The organism is Actinosynnema sp. NPDC023587 (assembly GCF_040640215.1).
Classification (GTDB): Bacteria; Actinomycetota; Actinomycetes; order Mycobacteriales; family Pseudonocardiaceae; genus Actinosynnema.
This window is the reverse complement of record NZ_JBFABG010000010.1, coordinates 31,918-48,367: the sequence shown is the minus strand read 5'-3', so window position 1 is coordinate 48,367 and position 16,450 is coordinate 31,918. Positions and strand designations below refer to the sequence as shown.

The 16,450-nt window shown below is 73.6% G+C and carries 16 protein-coding genes; 3 read left to right on the top strand and 13 right to left on the bottom strand.

The genetic code is table 11. The annotated features are described in order from the left end of the window. Window positions 1-38 precede the first annotated feature (38 nt). From AB0G01_RS24495 to AB0G01_RS24480, 4 genes are read right to left on the bottom strand one after another with little or no spacing between them, the layout of a single operon-like run. Window positions 39-1,061 (bottom strand): GNAT family N-acetyltransferase, encoded by a 1,023-nt coding sequence (locus tag AB0G01_RS24495; RefSeq protein ID WP_360949274.1) that lies wholly within the window; start codon window positions 1,059-1,061, stop codon window positions 39-41. After that, complete coding sequence (locus AB0G01_RS24490; RefSeq protein ID WP_360949273.1) at window positions 1,058-1,558, bottom strand: (2Fe-2S)-binding protein; 501 nt, start codon at window positions 1,556-1,558, stop codon at window positions 1,058-1,060. The genes AB0G01_RS24495 and AB0G01_RS24490 overlap by 4 nt, the downstream gene beginning before the upstream one ends. Then, entirely contained in the window at window positions 1,555-2,400 is an 846-nt protein-coding gene (locus AB0G01_RS24485) for an FAD binding domain-containing protein (protein WP_360949271.1), read from the bottom strand. Before AB0G01_RS24485 ends, AB0G01_RS24490 begins: the two co-directional genes overlap by 4 nt. After that, entirely contained in the window at window positions 2,397-4,745 is a 2,349-nt protein-coding gene (locus tag AB0G01_RS24480) for a xanthine dehydrogenase family protein molybdopterin-binding subunit (protein WP_360949269.1), read from the bottom strand. The genes AB0G01_RS24485 and AB0G01_RS24480 overlap by 4 nt, the downstream gene beginning before the upstream one ends. Before the next feature lie 280 nt (window positions 4,746-5,025). Here AB0G01_RS24480 and AB0G01_RS24475 point away from each other — a divergent pair, with 280 nt between their 5' ends. Then, window positions 5,026-5,406 (top strand): hypothetical protein, encoded by a 381-nt coding sequence (locus AB0G01_RS24475; protein WP_360949267.1) that lies wholly within the window; start codon window positions 5,026-5,028, stop codon window positions 5,404-5,406. A 130-nt stretch (window positions 5,407-5,536) separates the two neighbouring features. Here the strand turns inward: AB0G01_RS24475 and AB0G01_RS24470 are convergent, their stop codons facing one another. The 3 genes from AB0G01_RS24470 to AB0G01_RS24460 all read right to left on the bottom strand — a co-directional run bounded on the left by AB0G01_RS24470 (window position 5,537) and on the right by AB0G01_RS24460 (window position 8,363). Next, window positions 5,537-6,529 (bottom strand): DUF2330 domain-containing protein, encoded by a 993-nt coding sequence (locus AB0G01_RS24470; protein ID WP_360949265.1) that lies wholly within the window; start codon window positions 6,527-6,529, stop codon window positions 5,537-5,539. Between the two features lie 92 nt (window positions 6,530-6,621). Continuing rightward, window positions 6,622-7,452, bottom strand: coding sequence for an SMI1/KNR4 family protein (locus tag AB0G01_RS24465; protein WP_360949263.1), 831 nt, complete (start codon window positions 7,450-7,452; stop codon window positions 6,622-6,624). A 62-nt stretch (window positions 7,453-7,514) separates the two neighbouring features. Next, on the bottom strand, window positions 7,515-8,363 hold the full coding sequence (locus AB0G01_RS24460) for a siderophore-interacting protein (protein WP_360949261.1): 849 nt from the start codon (window positions 8,361-8,363) through the stop codon (window positions 7,515-7,517). A gap of 324 nt (window positions 8,364-8,687) precedes the next feature. On the opposite strand from AB0G01_RS24460, the gene AB0G01_RS24455 reads away from it, so the two are divergent. Further along, window positions 8,688-10,055, top strand: coding sequence for an oxygenase MpaB family protein (locus AB0G01_RS24455; RefSeq protein ID WP_360949259.1), 1,368 nt, complete (start codon window positions 8,688-8,690; stop codon window positions 10,053-10,055). On the opposite strand, the gene AB0G01_RS24450 is transcribed toward AB0G01_RS24455, so the two are convergent. The 3 genes from AB0G01_RS24450 to AB0G01_RS24440 all read right to left on the bottom strand — a co-directional run bounded on the left by AB0G01_RS24450 (window position 10,034) and on the right by AB0G01_RS24440 (window position 13,550). Continuing rightward, complete coding sequence (locus tag AB0G01_RS24450) at window positions 10,034-11,341, bottom strand: SufS family cysteine desulfurase (RefSeq protein ID WP_360949257.1); 1,308 nt, start codon at window positions 11,339-11,341, stop codon at window positions 10,034-10,036. The genes AB0G01_RS24455 and AB0G01_RS24450 overlap by 22 nt on opposite strands. Beyond that, the gene (locus tag AB0G01_RS24445; protein ID WP_360949255.1) at window positions 11,328-12,707 is read right to left on the bottom strand and encodes a family 2B encapsulin nanocompartment shell protein; all 1,380 of its coding nucleotides are present in this window, start codon (window positions 12,705-12,707) and stop codon (window positions 11,328-11,330) included. The genes AB0G01_RS24450 and AB0G01_RS24445 overlap by 14 nt, the downstream gene beginning before the upstream one ends. 450 nt (window positions 12,708-13,157) lie before the next feature. Beyond that, entirely contained in the window at window positions 13,158-13,550 is a 393-nt protein-coding gene (locus AB0G01_RS24440; RefSeq protein ID WP_360949253.1) for a hypothetical protein, read from the bottom strand. 234 nt (window positions 13,551-13,784) lie between these two features. Here AB0G01_RS24440 and AB0G01_RS24435 point away from each other — a divergent pair, with 234 nt between their 5' ends. Continuing rightward, window positions 13,785-14,174: a hypothetical protein gene (locus tag AB0G01_RS24435; RefSeq protein ID WP_360949251.1), complete on the top strand. Its 390-nt coding sequence runs from the start codon at window positions 13,785-13,787 to the stop codon at window positions 14,172-14,174. 97 nt (window positions 14,175-14,271) lie between these two features. On the opposite strand, the gene AB0G01_RS24430 is transcribed toward AB0G01_RS24435, so the two are convergent. The 3 genes from AB0G01_RS24430 to AB0G01_RS24420 form a co-directional block, all read right to left on the bottom strand. Next, the gene (locus AB0G01_RS24430; protein ID WP_360949723.1) at window positions 14,272-15,264 is read right to left on the bottom strand and encodes a glutathione S-transferase C-terminal domain-containing protein; all 993 of its coding nucleotides are present in this window, start codon (window positions 15,262-15,264) and stop codon (window positions 14,272-14,274) included. A gap of 187 nt (window positions 15,265-15,451) precedes the next feature. Continuing rightward, window positions 15,452-15,832 carry a hypothetical protein gene (locus tag AB0G01_RS24425; protein WP_360949249.1) on the bottom strand — a complete coding sequence of 127 codons (381 nt, stop codon included), beginning with the start codon at window positions 15,830-15,832 and terminating at the stop codon, window positions 15,452-15,454. Between the two features lie 91 nt (window positions 15,833-15,923). Beyond that, a complete protein-coding gene (locus AB0G01_RS24420) occupies window positions 15,924-16,298 on the bottom strand; it encodes a hypothetical protein (RefSeq protein WP_360949247.1) in 375 nt (124 codons plus the stop codon). Window positions 16,299-16,450 lie beyond the last annotated feature (152 nt).

The following is a 16,450-nucleotide window of genomic DNA, read 5'->3' as shown; positions in this document are numbered from 1 at the left end:
ACCACACCACCGAGCGCGTCGGGGCGCGCCCGCCGGGCTCAGCCGGCGGCGAGCGCGGACTCCAGTTCCCCGACGCCCCGGCGGACCGCGAGCATCGTCCGGACCGTGGTGAACCCGAGCGACAGGTTGACCCGGCTCATGTGGGTGTTCTCCGCGCCCGTCGCGGTGTGCACGCCCTCGACGTCGGGGAAGTCGTCCAGCAGCCAGTGGATCATGTCCGCCTTCATCCACCGCCCGAGCCCGCGACCCCGGTGGGCGGCGACGACGGCGGTGTCGCGCTGGAACGGCAGGTGCGGCCGGTGGGGGTGGACCTCGATCTCGGTCACCCCCACCACCGCACCGGATTCCTCGTGCACCGCCACCACTCCGAGCAGCTCCACGCCCCTGCCGCGCAAGTCCGCCTCGTGGTGCCGCACCAGTTCCGCCGTCCACCTCGGCGAGGGGACGCCCAGGTCGTCCACCGGCACGTCGTGGATCGCGGCCCGCGCCCCGAGGTAGGACGGGAGGAGGTGCTCCGGCGACGCGCCGCGCCACCGCTCCAGCCGGTAGCCCGGCGGGTCCTCGACGTCCCAGAGGTCGGGGTCGACCTCCGGCACCGGCAGCGACTGGAGCAGCGACGTGTACACGGTCCGGAACCCCAGCGCCGAGGCCCACGCCTCGCCGTCGCCGCCCCGGGTCACCTGCCAGCCCTCCACCGCCGTCCGGTGCCGGGCCCGGAGGTCGGGCAGCAGCGCCCGCAGGAGCGCGGTGCCGATGCCCCGGCGGCGCGACTCCGGGTGCACGACGACGTCGGTGAGCCCGAGGTGGCTGTTCGCCGCCTCGGCGAAGTGCACCGTCGCGAGCCCGACCACCTCGCCGTCGACGCGCGCCGCCCAGTGCCGCACCGGACCGAACCCCGGGAACGGCGTCCGCAGCCGGCCCACGCAGCTCTCGTAGCCCAGCCGGGGCTCGTCCGGCCGGTCGGTGAGCTGCCTGGCCAGCATGACCCGGTGGCAGCCCCGGAGGTCCCGCTCGTCGGCGTCCTCGACGGTGAACGCGGTGATCCCGGCGGCCGGGGTCACGCCCCCTGCCCGTCGCGACCGCCCTCGCCGGCCGTGCCCCGCCGGTTCTCCTCGCCCACGGCGGCGATCGCGGCGACGATGTTGTGGTACCCGGTGCAGCGGCACAGGTTGCCGGAGATCGCCGTGCGGATCTCGGCCTCCGTCGGCGTCGGGACCTCCCGCAGGAGTTCCGCGGCCACCGCGAGCATCCCCGGCGTGCAGAAACCGCATTGCAGGGCGTGGTGGCGGCGGAAGGACTCCTGGAGCGGGTTGAGGGACGTGGTCGCGAGGCCCTCGACGGTGGTGACCTCGGAGCCGTCCGCCTGGGCGGCCAGGACGCAGCACGACCGGGCGGTCGCGCCGTCCACCAAGACCGTGCACGACCCGCACGCGCCGTGCTCGCACCCCACGCGCACACCGGTGAAGCCCAGGTCGTGGCGGAGGAAGTCGGCGAGCGTGCGGCGGGGTTCGCAGTGCGCCGCCTGGGCGCGGCCGTTCACCGTGAGGTCGATCCTCATCGGGTCACCGCCCGGTGCAGTGCCCTGAGGGCGACGACCGCCGTCATGTCCCGCCGGTAGGCCGCCGGGGCGTGCACGTCGTCGGCCGGATCGGTTTCGGCCGCCGCCGCCCGCGCCGCCTCGGCCAGCACGTCCGGGGTCGGGGTGCCGCCCCGCAGGAGGCTTTCCGCGGCGTGCGCGCGGATCGGGGTGGGTGCCGCGCCGGCCACGGCGACGCGGGCGTCGGTGATCACGCCGTCGGTGACCACGAGCGAGGTGAACACGCCCACCACCGCCAGGTCGCCGGGCCGGCGGCTCAGCTCGGCCAGGCCGTGCCGGGCGGTCGGCGGCGGCAGCGGGACGCGGATCGCGACGAGCAGTTCGTCGGGCGCGAGGGCGGTGCGGTGCGGGCCGAGGAAGAAGTCCCGGGCGTCGATCGTCCTGGTGCCGGCCGGGCCCCGCGCGGTGAAGACCGCGTCCGAGGCGAGGAAGACGGCCGGGAGCTCGGCCGCCGGGTCCGCGTGCGCGACGCTGCCGCCGACCGTGCCCCGGTTGCGCACCGACACGTGACCCACCCGGGTCAGGGCGTCGGCCAGCAGCGGCAGCGCCGCGCGCACGACCGGCGACGTCTCGGCGGCGCGGAGCCGGGTCAGCGCGCCGAGCACCAGCGCCGCGCCGTCCCGCTCGACGCCGGCCAGCGGCAGCCGGGACACGTCGACCACGACCTCCGGCCGCCGCGCCCGCGTGTTCAGCAGCGGGACCAGGCTCTGCCCGCCCGCCAGCACGGCGGCACCGGGCCGCAGGGCGGCCACCGCACCGTCCACAGTGGGCGGTCGGACGTACTCGAACGGCGCGGCCTTCACCGGGCACCACCCGCGCGGATCGCCGCGAGCAGCTCCGGCGGGGTGATCGGCAACCCCGTGATGCGCACCCCGAACTCCGTCAACGCGTCCTCCACGGCGTGCGCGATCGCCGCGCCGCCACCGATCACCCCGGCCTCCCCCGCTCCCTTGAAACCGCCGGGGACCTGCTCGGCGGGGGTCTCCATGTGGGAGGTGCCGATGGGCGGGACCACGGTGGCGGTCGGCAGCAGGTAGTCGGCGAACGACCGCGTCAACGCCTCGCCGGACGGGCCGTAGGCCAGCCTCTCGTAGAGCGCGCCGCCGATGGCCTGCGCGGCACCGCCGGCCAACTGGCCGTCCACGATCATCGGGTTGATGACCGTGCCGCAGTCGTGCGCGATGAGGTAGCCGAGCAGGTCCACCGCCCCGGTCTCCACGTCGACCGAGGCGAGCACGGCCGTGCAGCCGAACGCCGTGGTGACGTTGACCGGGTCGTACACCTCGCGCTCGTGCAACGTCGGCTCCTCGCCGTCCGGCAGCGCGCCGGCGAGCCGCCGGTACGCCGCGTCGCCGATCGCGGCGAAGCCCACCGACGGGCCCGGCGCGCCCGCGACGGACACCACGCCGTCGGCGACCACGAGGTCGTCCGGCGAGGCTGCCAGGAGGTGCGCGGCGATGCGCAACACCTTGGCGCGCAACCGGGTCGCGGCGTTGAGCACGGCCGCGCCGCCGACCGCCGCCGCGCGGCTGGCAGCGGTGCCGTAGCCGGTGTAGGGGCTGGAGTCGGTGTCGCCGGCCACGACGCTGACGTGGTCCAGCGGCACGTCCAGGGCGTGCGCGGCCACCTGCGCCAACGCCGTGTGGATGCCCTGGCCCATCGACGTCTGCCCGGTGTGGACGGTGACGTGGCCGGTGGAGTCGATCCGCACCACGGCTTCGTCGAACCCCGAGTGCGCCAGGCCCGCCAGGTTCGCGATCCGCGACGGCGCGAACGCGGAGACCTCGGTCTGGAAGGCGTACCCGATGCCGACGTGCGCGCCACCGGCCCGCGCGTCGGCCACGAGCGCCGCCCACCCGGCCCGCCGCACCGCGTCCAGGCACAGGTCCAGGCACTCCGCGTACCGGCCGCTGTCGTAGACGAAAACCGGGCTCTGGTAAGGGAAATCGGTGATGAAGTTGCGCCGCCGCACCTCGTGCGGGTCGAGGCCGAGCCGCCGGGCGAGCGCCTCCACCAGGTGTTCGTGCACGAAGTTCGCCTTGGGCAGCCCGTAGCCCCGGTACGAGCCGTAGGGGGTTTTGTTGGTGACGACCCCGATCACGGTCATCTCGTACGCCGGGATCGCGTACGGGCCGGTCATGGCGGCGGCGGCCGTCCAGCACGGGCTGATGCCCACGGTGCTGAGGTTCGCGCCGAGCACGCCGTGCAGCGTGCCGCGCAGCCCGGTGATCGTGCCGTCGGCGCGGGCCGCCAGCTCGACCTCGACGTGCTGCTCGCGCGAGTGGACCGTGGCGACGAAGCTCTCCCGCCGGTCCTCCACCAGCTTCACCGGCCGCCCGGCCGCGCGGGACAGGACCGCCGCCACGACCTCGTCGCCGTAGAAGTCGAACTTGTTGCCGAACGCGCCGCCGATGTCCGGCACGCGCACCCGCACCTTGTCCACCGACAGGCCCAGGACCTCGGCGAACAGCTCGCGGGCCAGGTGCGGGGCCTGGGTGTTGAGCCACACGTCCAGCCGCGAGGTGAACACGTCCCACGTCGCGACGACACCCCGGGTCTCCAGCGGCGTGCCCATCTGGCGGGCGAAGCGGAAGGTCTCCCCCAGCACCACGTCCGCTTCGGCGAACGCCGCCGCGACGTCGCCCTGCGCCACGACCGCGCGGCCGGCGACGTTGTCCGCCCAGTCCTCGTGCAGGCGGGGCGCGTCGGGGGCCAGCGCCTGCTCCAGCGTCGTGACGGCGGGCAGCGGCGCGTACTCGACCTCGATCAGCTCCAGCGCGTCCTCGGCCGTCGCGCGGTCGACGGCGGCGACCGCCGCCAGCCCGTGCCCGGTGTAGAGCACCTTGTCGACGGCGAGCGGGTAGGCGACCGTTTCCGGCGCGTCGGGTCCGAGCCGCCACAGCAACGGCTGCGGCCGGTGGACCACCGACCGCACGTCCGCGCCCGTCACGACGGCGAAGACGCCGGGGTGCGCGGACGCCGCCGCCGTGTCGATCCCGACGATCCGGGCGTGCGGGTGCGGGCTGCGCAGCACGGCCGCCTCCAGCACCCCCGGTGGCCGCACGTCGTCGATGTACACCGCCCGACCGGTGAGCATCCGCACGTCCTCCGCGCGGCTCACGCGTGCGCCGATCAGCCCTCTGCCCACGGCCACCCCCGTCGTCGGTCTCCACCCTGGCACCGATCGGGCGTGACGGGGAATCACGCAGTCGGTTATTTGCCGCGCACGCGCCGCGACCACGCGGTGTCCGGTCCACTTCGGACAGTCCGACCGGCGGCCGGTGAGCGCGGGGGTCATCCCGGCCGTGGGTTCACCGAAAAGGCGGGCAACCTTTCGGCGGTACTGCCGCACCCGCATCTCGACTTCCATGAACCCCGATCGGACCCGACCTGATCGCCCCTTTTTCGCCCGGCCGGGAGGAATAGCGATGAACACCACCGCAATCCGTCGCACGAAATTGGCCGCACTGGCCACCGCGACCCTCGCCGCACTGGCGGTGACGACCGGCCCCGCCGTCGCCGCCCAACCGGGGCCGCCCGCGCTGAGCAGCGGGAACGACATCGGCTCCAGCGGTTTGCACCGGTCGTGGGCGTGCGATGTACCGTCCGGTTTCACCTGGTCGGCGGTGCGGACCAACACCAACTGCGCGTGGCGGCACGAGTACTACCTGTTGGACCCGGTGAACTACAACCTCACCGGCACGTACGCCTGCAACATTCCATCCGGCTACACCTACACCGCGTCCCGGCAGGGCAACAACTGCTCCGCCTCCGGTTCCGGTTACGAATACCGGCTGGCCAAGGTCTGACCCGCCGGGACCGCACACCGCGCCCGCCGGGGAGAGCTCGCGCGACCCGAGGTGGTGCCCGAGCGCAGTGGTGACGCCACCACCCCGGAGCCGCTCCGCGTCCTCGACCCGGTCCCCACGGCGGCGGGACTCAGGCGGTCGTCGTCCTGCGCCGCCACCACACCGCGAGCGCCGTCCCGACCAGCAGCACACCGCCCGCCGCCACCCACACCACCGGTGACCGCCACGGCGACCGGACGTACTCGGTGACCACCACCACCGCCCGGTACGGCTCGTCGGTCGCGGCGCGGGTGATGCGGATGTCCTCGGTGATCCGCTCCGGCCGGAACTCGCCGTCGTGGCGGGTCAGGAAACGCGGCGTGGACACCAGCGCGGACAGCTTCGGGTACTGCGCGTCCGATGTCACCTCGCCCGCGAAGGTCAGCTCCGGCGCGTCCTCCCCCGGTGCGGGGTTGCCGACGTCGACGCGGTGGTCGGCCAGCACGTACAGGCGCAGCGGTTGGACGTGCTCGGCCGTCTTCGACAGCCGCATCGGGTAGACCGGGGTGTCGGTCTCGAACGTCAGGCGCATCGGCGGCAGGCCGTCGGACAGGCTGCCGGACGCCGGCGAGAGCCGCACCGCGACGACCAGCCAGCCCTCCGCGAGGTACGGACCGAGCGCGCCGCCCAGTGCCTCGGGCAGGGTGAAGTCGTTGTCCCCCAACCACTCCGTCACGGCGGACACGTCGGTTCCGCTGAGCTGGGCGACGTCGTAGGGTCCGATCTCGACCCGGTCGACGACCGTCGCGCCGCGCCCGGGTGGCGCACCGCCGACGCCGTCACCGTCCAGCACGACCTCGCGCACCGCCACCTCCGGGCGGCTGACCCGGTCGAGCTCGGCGAACAGCTCGGCGTCGGCGACCTCGAACCGGGCGCGCGCGGGCACCGGCATCAGGAACGCGGCCTGCTCGGCCGCCGACCGGGTCCGGACCGCGACGGTGATCGACTCGGTGCGCCCGTCCAGCTCGACCAGAGCGGTCTCCTGCTGGGTGTGGAGCTCGTCGTTCGCGACGAACGCGCCGCACGCGCACGCCCCCGACACCGCCGGGTCGACCGTCACCAGTGCGGCGGCGACCGCCACCACCGCCGCGATCCGAGCCGCTGTTCGACCTTGAGCCACGGACGTCGGACGCCGGATGCCCCCTCCGGGTTCCGCCGAGTCCGGTCCGAGCGCCCTCACCGCGTTGTCGTGGCGAGCACTTCGCAGCCCATCGTCCGCGCGGCGTCGAGCACCACCGCGCGGACCTCGTCCGCCTCCGCCGGCGGGAACGCCACGCGGACCTGGTGGCCGTAGCAGTTCTCGTAGGTCAACCGCCACTCGCGGGCCACGGCCTTGAAGTGGTCCTGGCGGACGCCGTCGCCGTTGTCGAAACCGCCCCGGTCGGCGGTCGGGTGCAGCGCGGCGCGCAGGATGCGCAACCGCTCGACGTAGGGCAGTTCACCGTCGGACAACGTGAAGCAGACGTGGGACAGTTCGCGGTACGGGTCGAACCACGGCACCGAGGGAGGGGCGGGCAACAACCGCGCCTCGCACCGCCCGACCAGGTAACCGTGGAGCAGGGCGACGGCACCCAGGTCGAAGCGCTCGGCACCGCCGCGAACGTTCCAGACCACGGTGGGCCAGTCGTCCGGATCGCCTTCGGTGAGCCAGCACAGCGCGTCGCCGTTGCCGGTCAACGCCCACTCCAGCACCCCGCCGGGCTCCGGGTGGAGCGGAAACGGCACGTCCTCCGGCCACTCGTCGCGGAACGGCCCGTGGAGGTCGAGCAGGGCGTGCGCGCGCCCGACCAGACTGCCCGCACCGCCCGCGCAGGGGTCGAACGGGGTCAGCAAGCCGATGTCGCCGAACCCGCCGGAGCCGTAGCGGGTGACGAGCTCGCGGTAGTCGGCGGGCAGGCGCAGCCCGAGGTCCGCCTCCACCCGGTGCCAGTCGCCCTCCGCGCCGACCGGCACCGCCGGTGGCGGCACCAGCGACGTCAGAGCCTCGATGCCCACCACGGCAGCCACCTTATCGGGCACCTCGTGTCCACTGTGCACGGACACCGCCGGCGGTGTCCGTGCGGGCCGGTTCAGTCCTCGGCCGGCTCCTGCGGGGCGTCCTCGGACTGGCCGCGCCGCCAGTAGCCGCCGAAGTAGACCCGCCGCCGGTCCAGCCCCCGGTCGGTGACCAGGTGCCGGCGCAGCTCGCGGACCAGCCCCGCCTCCCCGGCCAGCCAGGCGTAGCCGGGACCGTCCGGCAGGGTGGCGGCGCGCACGGCCGCCGTCAGGGCGGAGGCGTCACCGGGACCGCGCACCAGCCAGGTCACCTCGACCCCGGGCGGCAGCGCCCGGTCGACGCGGTCGCCCTCGGCGGGCACCTCCAGGAAGACCCGCGCCACGGCGTCGGCGGGCAGCGCCTCGACGATGCCCGAGATGGCCGGGAGCGCGGTCTCGTCGCCGGCCACGACCTGCCAGGCCGCGTCCGGCGGCGGCGCGTAGTCCGCGCCGACCCGCTCGCCGTCGCGGTAGCCGGGGTAGCGCCGGTCGGGCGCGAGCAGGACCGCGCGGTCGCCGGGCGTCACGCCGCCGGCCCAGCGCGAGGCGGGACCCACGTCGCCGTGCAGGACGAAGTCGACGTCGACCTCCCCGTCCCGCGCGGCCCGGATCGTGTAGGTCCGCATGACGGCCCGCTCGTCCTCGGGCAGCTCGCGGTAGCGCGCGTACCAGTCCGGTCCGGTGGGCACCCGGATGTCGGTTTCGCCCGCGCGCGGCAGGAACACCTTGATCCGCTGGTCGGGCCCGCTGGTGGTGACGTCGCGCAGCCCCGCGCCGCCGAACGTGACCCGCACCAGGCTCGCCCCGACCGGCCGCACCGCCAGCACCTCGGCGGCGAAGTGCCGGAAGGGCTGGGCCTCCACCTCGGTCGTGGTGACAGACATCCGCACTACCCGCCTCTCGTCGACCAGGGGTGTCGCACGGTCCGTGCCACCCGACTATGAAGGGTAGCCTAACCTTCATAATGCCCTTCGCGATACGCCGTGGTCGCCGCCGGCCGGGACCGGGCAGTCCACTGTGGACACCACCGGCCGGCGGCCCGCCCCGTCCCGGCCGTTGCTGTGCGTGATGCCGTGCCACGCCGTCGGGGGCTTGTCGATCACTCCGGCCATCCCCGAAGATGCGCACAGCCTGATCCCGACGGGGGCCGGACCTCCGGGAGGTGCGTCCGGTGCCCGGTGCGGCACGACTTACGGAGGTACCCCCCGATGACCGGCACGGACGTGCTCGGACCAGGCTCGGCCACCTGGGACCGCCTGGGACAGTGGCGGTTCCTGCTGGTCACGCACCGCACGCTGGTGCTCCAGGCCGCGCACCCGCAGATCGGCGCAGCGGTGAGCAAGTTCTCCGTCTACGCCGCCCGCCCGTGGCGGCGCTACCTGCGGACGTTGCAGAGCCTCCAGACCTACGTCTACGGCACCGCGGACGAGCGGCGGCGCGAGATCACCCGGTTGGAGCGGCTGCACCGCCGGATGCGCGGCACCGACGCGCACGGCCGGCCGTTCACCGCCTCCGACACGGCCGCCCGGGTGTGGGTGCACCTGACGCTGTTCGAGGCCGTGCTGACCAGCCACCGGCTGGGCGGCGACGAGCTCAGCGCCGAGGAGGGCAGGCGGTTCTACGACGAGTGGCGCGGCCTGGGCCGGATGTTCGGGCTGTCCGAAACCGACCAGCCCGCCACCCTCGACGAGTTCCACGCGTACTTCGACCACGTGGTGGCCGAGGTGCTGGAGGACAACCCGACCGTGCGCGACCTGCTGTCGGGCAGCATCTTCCGGCTGCCGGTCCCCGGCGGGCTGCCGGTGCCGGACCTGCTGTGGTCGCCGCTGCGGTACGTCGTGGTGTCCGCCGCCGTCCAGGCCACCTCGGTCACGCTGCCCGAGGTGTACCGGCGCAGGCTGCGGCTGACCACCGCGCCCGGTGCGGGGCTGGTCGTGTCGGGGGTGCACCACACCGTCCGGACCGTCCTGGACCTGCTGCCCAAGCCGTGGCGCTACCTGCCGTTCGCGTCGGCCGCGATCCGGGGCACCGACGAGGCCGTCCCGCGCGCCGAGACCTCCCCCGAGGAGTTCTTCACCACGATCCTCGACCAGAGCGGCGACGGCGTGCTGCGGTGGGCGGACCTGCTCGGCATGGCCCGGGAGCTCAGCACCCACCTCGACCTGGACGAGGCCGACGAGGACCGGGTGCACGACGCGTTCGAGTCGTGGTGGCGGCAGCTCCTCGCGGCCACCGGCACGCCGGCCGACGGCTCGGTGACCCTGACCGCGTACCGCGCCGCCCTCGCCGACGGCCGCTACCCCGGCCCGCCCGACCCCGACGAGGGCCTCGACCGGGTCGCCGACGTGATCTGCGGGCTGATCGACCGCAACGGCGACGGCCAGGTCAGCCCGACCGAGTACGCCCGCCTGCTCGACGGCAGCCCCCGCCGCCACGAGATCGTCGCCGCCCTGCGGTCCCTGGACCGCGACGGCGACGGCACCCTGCACACCGAGGAGTTCCGCGCCGCCCTGACCACCTTCCTCACCGGGCACGAGGACCTGGCCGCCGCCCGCTACCTCCTGGGCCGCGTCTGACCCGGCACCGGACCGTCGAGGAACTCCAGCACCGCGCCCACCAGCGCGTCCACCTCGTCGGTGGTGTTGTAGAACGCGAGTGAGGCGCGCAGCACCACCGTCTCGCCGAAGGCGGCCAGCGTGGGCTGGGCGCAGTGGTGGCCCACGCGCACCGCGATGCCGCGCGCGTCCAGGTGGGCCGCGAGGGCCACCGGGTCCGTCGCGCCGACCAGGAACGAGTGCACCGCGATCCGGTCCCGCGCCGCGCCGAACTGGCGGATGCCGGGCACCCGCGCGAGCGCTTGGCACGCGTACCCGGCCAGGTGCCGCTCGTGCGCCTCGGCCTGGTCGCGGTCCATCCCGACCAGGTAGTCGACGGCCGCGCCCAGGCCGACCGCGTCGGCGATGTTGCCCGTGCCCGCCTCCAGCCGGTGGGGGTGGCCCGCGAACGTCGACCCGCCGAAGGTGACCCGGTCGATCATGTTGCCGCCGGTCTGCCAGGGCCGCATGGCCGCCAGCACCTCGCGCTTCGCGTACAGCGCCCCGATCCCGGTCGGCCCGAACATCTTGTGCCCGGACAGCACGTAGAAGTCCGCGCCCAGGTCCCGGACGTCGACCGGGAAGTGCCCGACCGCCTGCGCGCCGTCGACCAGGACGCGCGCGCCGTAGCGGTGGGCCAGCGCGACCATCTCCCGCACCGGCGGGACGGTGCCCAGGACGTTGGACGCGTGGGTGACCGCGAGCAGGGCGGTCCGCTGGCTCAGCAGGGCGCGGAACGCGCCCAGGTCCAGCGCGCCGTCCGGATCGACCGGCACCACCTTGAGCGTCGCCCGCCGCCGCTTCGCGAGTTGTTGCCAGGGCACGATGTTCGCGTGGTGCTCCAGCTCGGTGAGCAGGATCTCGTCCCCGGCGCGGACCTCCGCCTCCCCCCAGCTCCCGGCGACGAGGTTGACCGCCTCCGTCGTGCCGCGCACGAAGACGACCTCCTCGGGCCCGGCGGCACCGAGGAACGCGGCGACCTTCGCCCGCGCGCCCTCGTAGGCGTCGGTGGCCCGGCGGGCGAGCGCGTGCGCGCCCCGGTGGACGTTGGAGTTGCAGGTGAGGTAGAAATCGGCGAGCGCCTGGACCACCGTCAGCGGCTTCTGCGTGGTGGACCCGTTGTCGAGCCACACCAGCGGTGCGCCGTCGACCTCCCGGTGCAGGATCGGGAAGTCCCGCCGGACCGCCTCGACCGGGAAGTCCGCCGCGCGCGGGACGGGGACGACCGGGGCGGCCGGCCGGTCGAGCCAGTACCTAGCGGTAGTCATGGTAGTTGCCGACCTCGACGTTCTCCAGCAGGCCGATCGCGTCGTCCACCAGGACCGCCGCGGAGAAGTAGGAGGAGACCAGGAAGGACTTGATGCCCCGCTGGTCCACGCCCATCGGCTCGACGGTGACCCCGGGCTCCCGCTCGTTGGTCAGCTCGGCGGGGCGCAGCCCCACGACGCCCTGGTGCTCCTCGCCGACGCGCAGCAGCAGGATGCCGGTCGTGCCGCCGCCGACGCCGTCGAGCGGGATCTTGTCGGTGGGCAGCAGCGGGACGCCGCGCCAGGAGATCATGGGGCTGCCGAACAGGTCCACGACGGCCGGCGGCACGCCGCGCCGGGTGCACTCCCGGCCGAACGCGGCGATCGCCGCCGGGTGGGCCAGGAAGAACGCGGGCTTCTTCCACACCAGGCGCAGCAGCTCGTCCAGGTCGTCCGGCGTGGGCGGGCCGCTGCGGGTGTGCACGCGCTGCGCCAGCGGGACGTTGTGCAGCAGGCCGAAGTCCCGGTTGGTCAGCATCTCGGCTTCCTGGGCCTCGCGGGCGGCCTCGACGGTCAGCCGGATCTGCTGCTCGTACTGGTTCATCGGGGCGTTGTAGAGGTCGCCGACCCGGCTGTGCACCTGGAGCACCGTCTGGGCGACGCTCAGCTCGTACTCGCGCGGGTCGTCGGTGTACTCCACGAACGTGCGGGGCAGCAGCGGTTCCCCCTCGTGCCCCGACGCCAGGTCCACCTTCGCCTCGCCGGCCGGGCCGCGCTCCCCGGGCCCGGCCCGGAGTTGTTCGGCGAGCCGGGGTTCGCGCACCGCGAGCTCCTCCAGCCGGGAGCGGTCCAGCACCAGCAGGTGGCACGGCGTCGCCGTGCGGGCCTCGACCGTCCACGCACCGCAGGTCGCGAAGGCGTCCACGTCGAAGAAGTCCCCGGTGCCGGCCACGCCGGTCAGCGCGTCCTGCCCGGACGCCGACGTCCCGTGGCACTCGACCCGGCCGCTGACCACGACGAAGAGCCGGGTGGCCAGGGTCCCCGCGGTGAGCACGGTGCCCGGTCCGACGATCTCGCGGGTGAACGCCGCGGCAACGGATTCGAGCAGCGCCGGCGGGGAGTCGCGCAGGAACCACAGCTCACGCAGGTCTTCCGGGATCGGGCGCGGGGTGTCACCGGTCGAGGTGCTGATCCGGCCGTCGCCGATGCGGTAGTCGACGAGTTGGTTCACCCGGTAGGCACCGGCTTCGAGGTCCACCCAGGGCAGCGCGCGCAGCAGGTAGCGAGGGGAGATCGCGCGCATCTGCGGCACGCTCTTGGTCGTCGTGGCGAGCGTCCGAGCCGCGCGGGTGGAAAGACTCAGTCGCGGTTCGACAGTACTTGTCAAAGGATGCTCCGTCTTGATCGTACGACCTGTACCGGTGCCGACGAGTGGTCGGACGGCACACAGCATCCGGGCGGCCCGCCGTTGGGGCAACTCGTCTTCCCGCCGGGACCGTCCACAAGCGACTGGGAGCGGGCCCGTCCGTGGCGGGGTGGCCGATCCCGGAGGGCACCGGGTCCCGGACCACTCGCCTGGTCCTCATCCGATAGGCGGTGGCACCGCGAAGTTCTCACCCGTCGTGGGAGACCGGTGGCGCGCCCACCCGCCCGGGTGAACAATCGCCGGACCCGTGGTCGAACGGTGCACCGTCCCACTGTCCGGAACGCGCTTCCCACCGCCGACCACGCCGGATACGACTGTTCCTCACTTGTGGTGCCGGCGCGCGGCGGCGGAAGTGCCTGTGGTGCAACGCACCCACCGGCACGACCGGGTCGTGCGCCGGCGGCGGGGCGGTCAGAACCGGTGGATCGGCAAATCGCACTCGCCGAGGAGCGCGACGGCCAGGCCGTGCTGCTCCCCCAGCGCCAGCCACAGGTCGATCGCCCGCGACTCCTGGCCGTGCGAGTGCTCGCCGTAGACGATCCGGGGGCTGAAGGTGAAGATCGCCCGCAGCGGGTCGGTGTCGACCAGCTCGTCGAACTCCTCGTCGGTGTCGCCCTCCTCCGGCCGGGCGGCGGGTGTGACGGTCCGCGCCAGGTCCCGGTAGAACGCCTGGAGCCGGGGCGAGGTCACCGACGCGTCCGCGTCCGGGTTCGCGTCGAAGTAGTCGTGCTGGTCGGCGTACCAGGCTTCCCACCCGTCGTCGTCGGTGTCGGCCGGCTCGAACACGGCGATGTCGTAGGTCATGGCACTGGGACCCGCGACACCCCCGGCCCGTTCCCGTGGACGACGAGCCGGGTGCGCCACCACCCGGCAGTGCGCAGTGATGTGCATCACCCGCGAGCCCCGGCAGCGCGGCCCTCGCACCGCTCACGTCCGGACGGCTTCCCCTGGCGCGTCAGGACGTTTCACGTCGGCCCGCGCGGGATTCCGCCGGGACCACCGGCACGGCCGCCGGAGCACGTCTTTTAGGCTTGGCGCATGATTTTCTACACGGATGCCGAGAGCCGGACCCTGCGCAAGGCGGTCTTCGGCGTGATGGTGCTGGTGTCCCACGCCGATCCCGGCCCCGTGATCGAGGAGCGCCACGCGGGTCTGCGCGCCCTGGCGAACCTGTCGCCGGAACTGCGCGGCGTGCTCCACGCGTCCCGCCCGGATCTCTCGGCGGTCTCGGAGGCGGAGCTGGAGGAGCAGGTACTGGAGGCGCTCCGGTCCTCGCTGAAGATCCTCACCACCCGGTCCCCGGCCGAGGCCGCGACCTTCCCGGACGCCGTGGAGGCGATCTGCCACGAGGTGGCGGCGGCCGACGGCGTGGTGGCCGAGGTGGAGACCGCCGTGATAGCGAAGGTGCGCGCCGCGCTGAACGGCTGACGTGCGCCGCGCCCCGGCCGCCGCGCACGGGCTGCCGTCCCGTTCCGGGTCGCCCCCCGGTCCCCGGGTCCGACAGCCCGTGGCCGCCGGAGCCGGGTCAGAGCGGGGTATGGGCGGGGTCGACGCGTTCGCCCTCGCGGACCGGGCCGGGCGGGGTGCCGTCGCCGAACGGCCTGCCGCCCAACGCCTCGCGGCCGTGCGGTGCCACCCACCCCGACAGGTCCGGCCCCCGGGGCACGATCCGCGTCGGGTTGATGTCGGCGTGCACCACGTAGTAGTGCTCCTTGATCTGGACGAAGTCGACCGTGTCGCCGAAACCGGGCGTCTGGAACAGGTCCCGGGCGTAGCCCCACAGGTTCGGCAGCTCGGTGAGCTTGTTCCGGTTGCACTTGAAGTGCCCGTGGTAGACCGGGTCGAAGCGGACCAGCGTGGTGAACAGCCGCACGTCGGCCTCGGTGATCGTGTCGCCGACGAGGTAGCGGCGGTCGGCGAGGCGTTCCTCCAGCCAGTCCAAAGCGGTCCACAGCCGGTCGTACGCCTCGTCGTAGGCGTCCTGGCCGCCCGCGAAGCCGCACCGGTAGACGCCGTTGTTCACCTCGGTGAAGACCCGCTGGTTCACCTCGTCGATCTCGTCGCGGTGCGCGGCGGGCAGGAGGTCCGGCGCGCCCTCGCGGTGGAAGTCCCGCCACTGCGTGGACAGGTCGAGGGTGATCCGGGCGAAGTCGTTGGTCACCACCGCGCCGGTCGTGGTGTCCACGATGGCGGGCACGGTGATGCCGCGCGAGTACCCGGGGTCGCGCGCGAAGTAGGCGTCCTGGAGGCGCTCGATCCCCAGCACCGGGTCGCGCCCGCCCGGGTCGAGGTCGAACGTCCACGACCGGGCGTCGTGCGTCGGACCGGGCAGCCCCAGCGAGAGGGCGTCCTCCAGGCCCAGCAGCCTGCGCACGATGATGGACCGGTTCGCCCACGGGCACGCCCGCGCGGCGACCAGCCGGTACCGGCCGGGTTCCACCGGGAAGCCGTCCCGCCCGTCCGCCGTGATCCGGGTGGGGATGTACCGGGAGTCGCGGGTGAACTCCTTGCCCTTCACCGAATACGTTCCGCCTGTGCTGTGCTCGGGGTGCTCGTTCGACTCACTCACGCCCCTGAGCCTACGAGGTTCTGCCCGTACCGCAGCCCGACCGGGAGGGCACCGCGCCGGAGCCGCCCGCCCACCGGTGTCGGCGGGCGGGCGGCGGGTGCGGGCGGCGGGTCACCCCGTCACACCGGACGGGCGATCAGTTGCTGACCAGCAGCAGGTATCCGGTGGCCGTGCCGATGACGCACTGGTAGCTGGACCAGACACCGTTGAGGACGCCGTTGTCGCCCGCCGCTTCACACGTCGGTTCGTCGGCGAAGGTGGCGAGGTAGACATCGTCGAACGAACCGTAGGTCGGTTCGACGAACAGGCCGTAGTCGATGAAGACGGGGTTGCACTCGTAGTCCGTGAACACCCCGCCGGTCACGCCGTTGGTCCCGGCCGCCTCGCACGGGCCCTGCGGGGCCGAGAAGACGTAGACGTCGGGGTCCGGGGTGGCCTGGGCCGCCCCGGCCGAGACGGTGAACACCGCCGCGAGCGCGGCGAGCAGGGTCGCGAAGAAACGCACTCGTCTGGTCATGTCATTTCCTTCCGGACTTCAGGGCACGATCTGGACGGACGAGGGGGAGGCCGGCGGCTCGGGCGGGAGCGCGCCCGAGCCGCCGCCGGCGTCACCAGCGGTCGACGAACAGGGTCCACCCGACGATGCCGAACTGGCACCCGTAGGCGCTCCACGCGCCGTTGGTCACGCCGTTGGTGCCGACGGTCTCGCAGACGGCCTCCGCGTCGGTGAAGACGGGGACGTTGGCCAGCATGTTGTTGGTCGGGTCGACCAGCGTGCTGTAGCCGCCGACACCGCTCTTGCACTCGTAGGTGTCGAACACGTCGTTCGAGACCCCGCCGTTACCGATTTTCTGGCAGAGCGCCTGGGTGCCGGTATAGAGGTAGACGGTGTTGGGGGTGGCCTGCGCGCTACCCCCGGTGAGCGCGAGGGTGGCCGCGGTCGCGGTCACCACCGCACCCAGAACACGCGCGAGCTTCGTCATGTCGACTCTCCACAAGGTCGGATTCGACCGGACCGGTGCCGCAGGGCAGCACCTGAACCGACGTTAACAGCGGATTACCGGGCGATGGCAAAGGGTTTTCGTCGACTGTGAAAGAGGCGCTGCGGAATTAACTGCGAAACCAACCGAAAGCG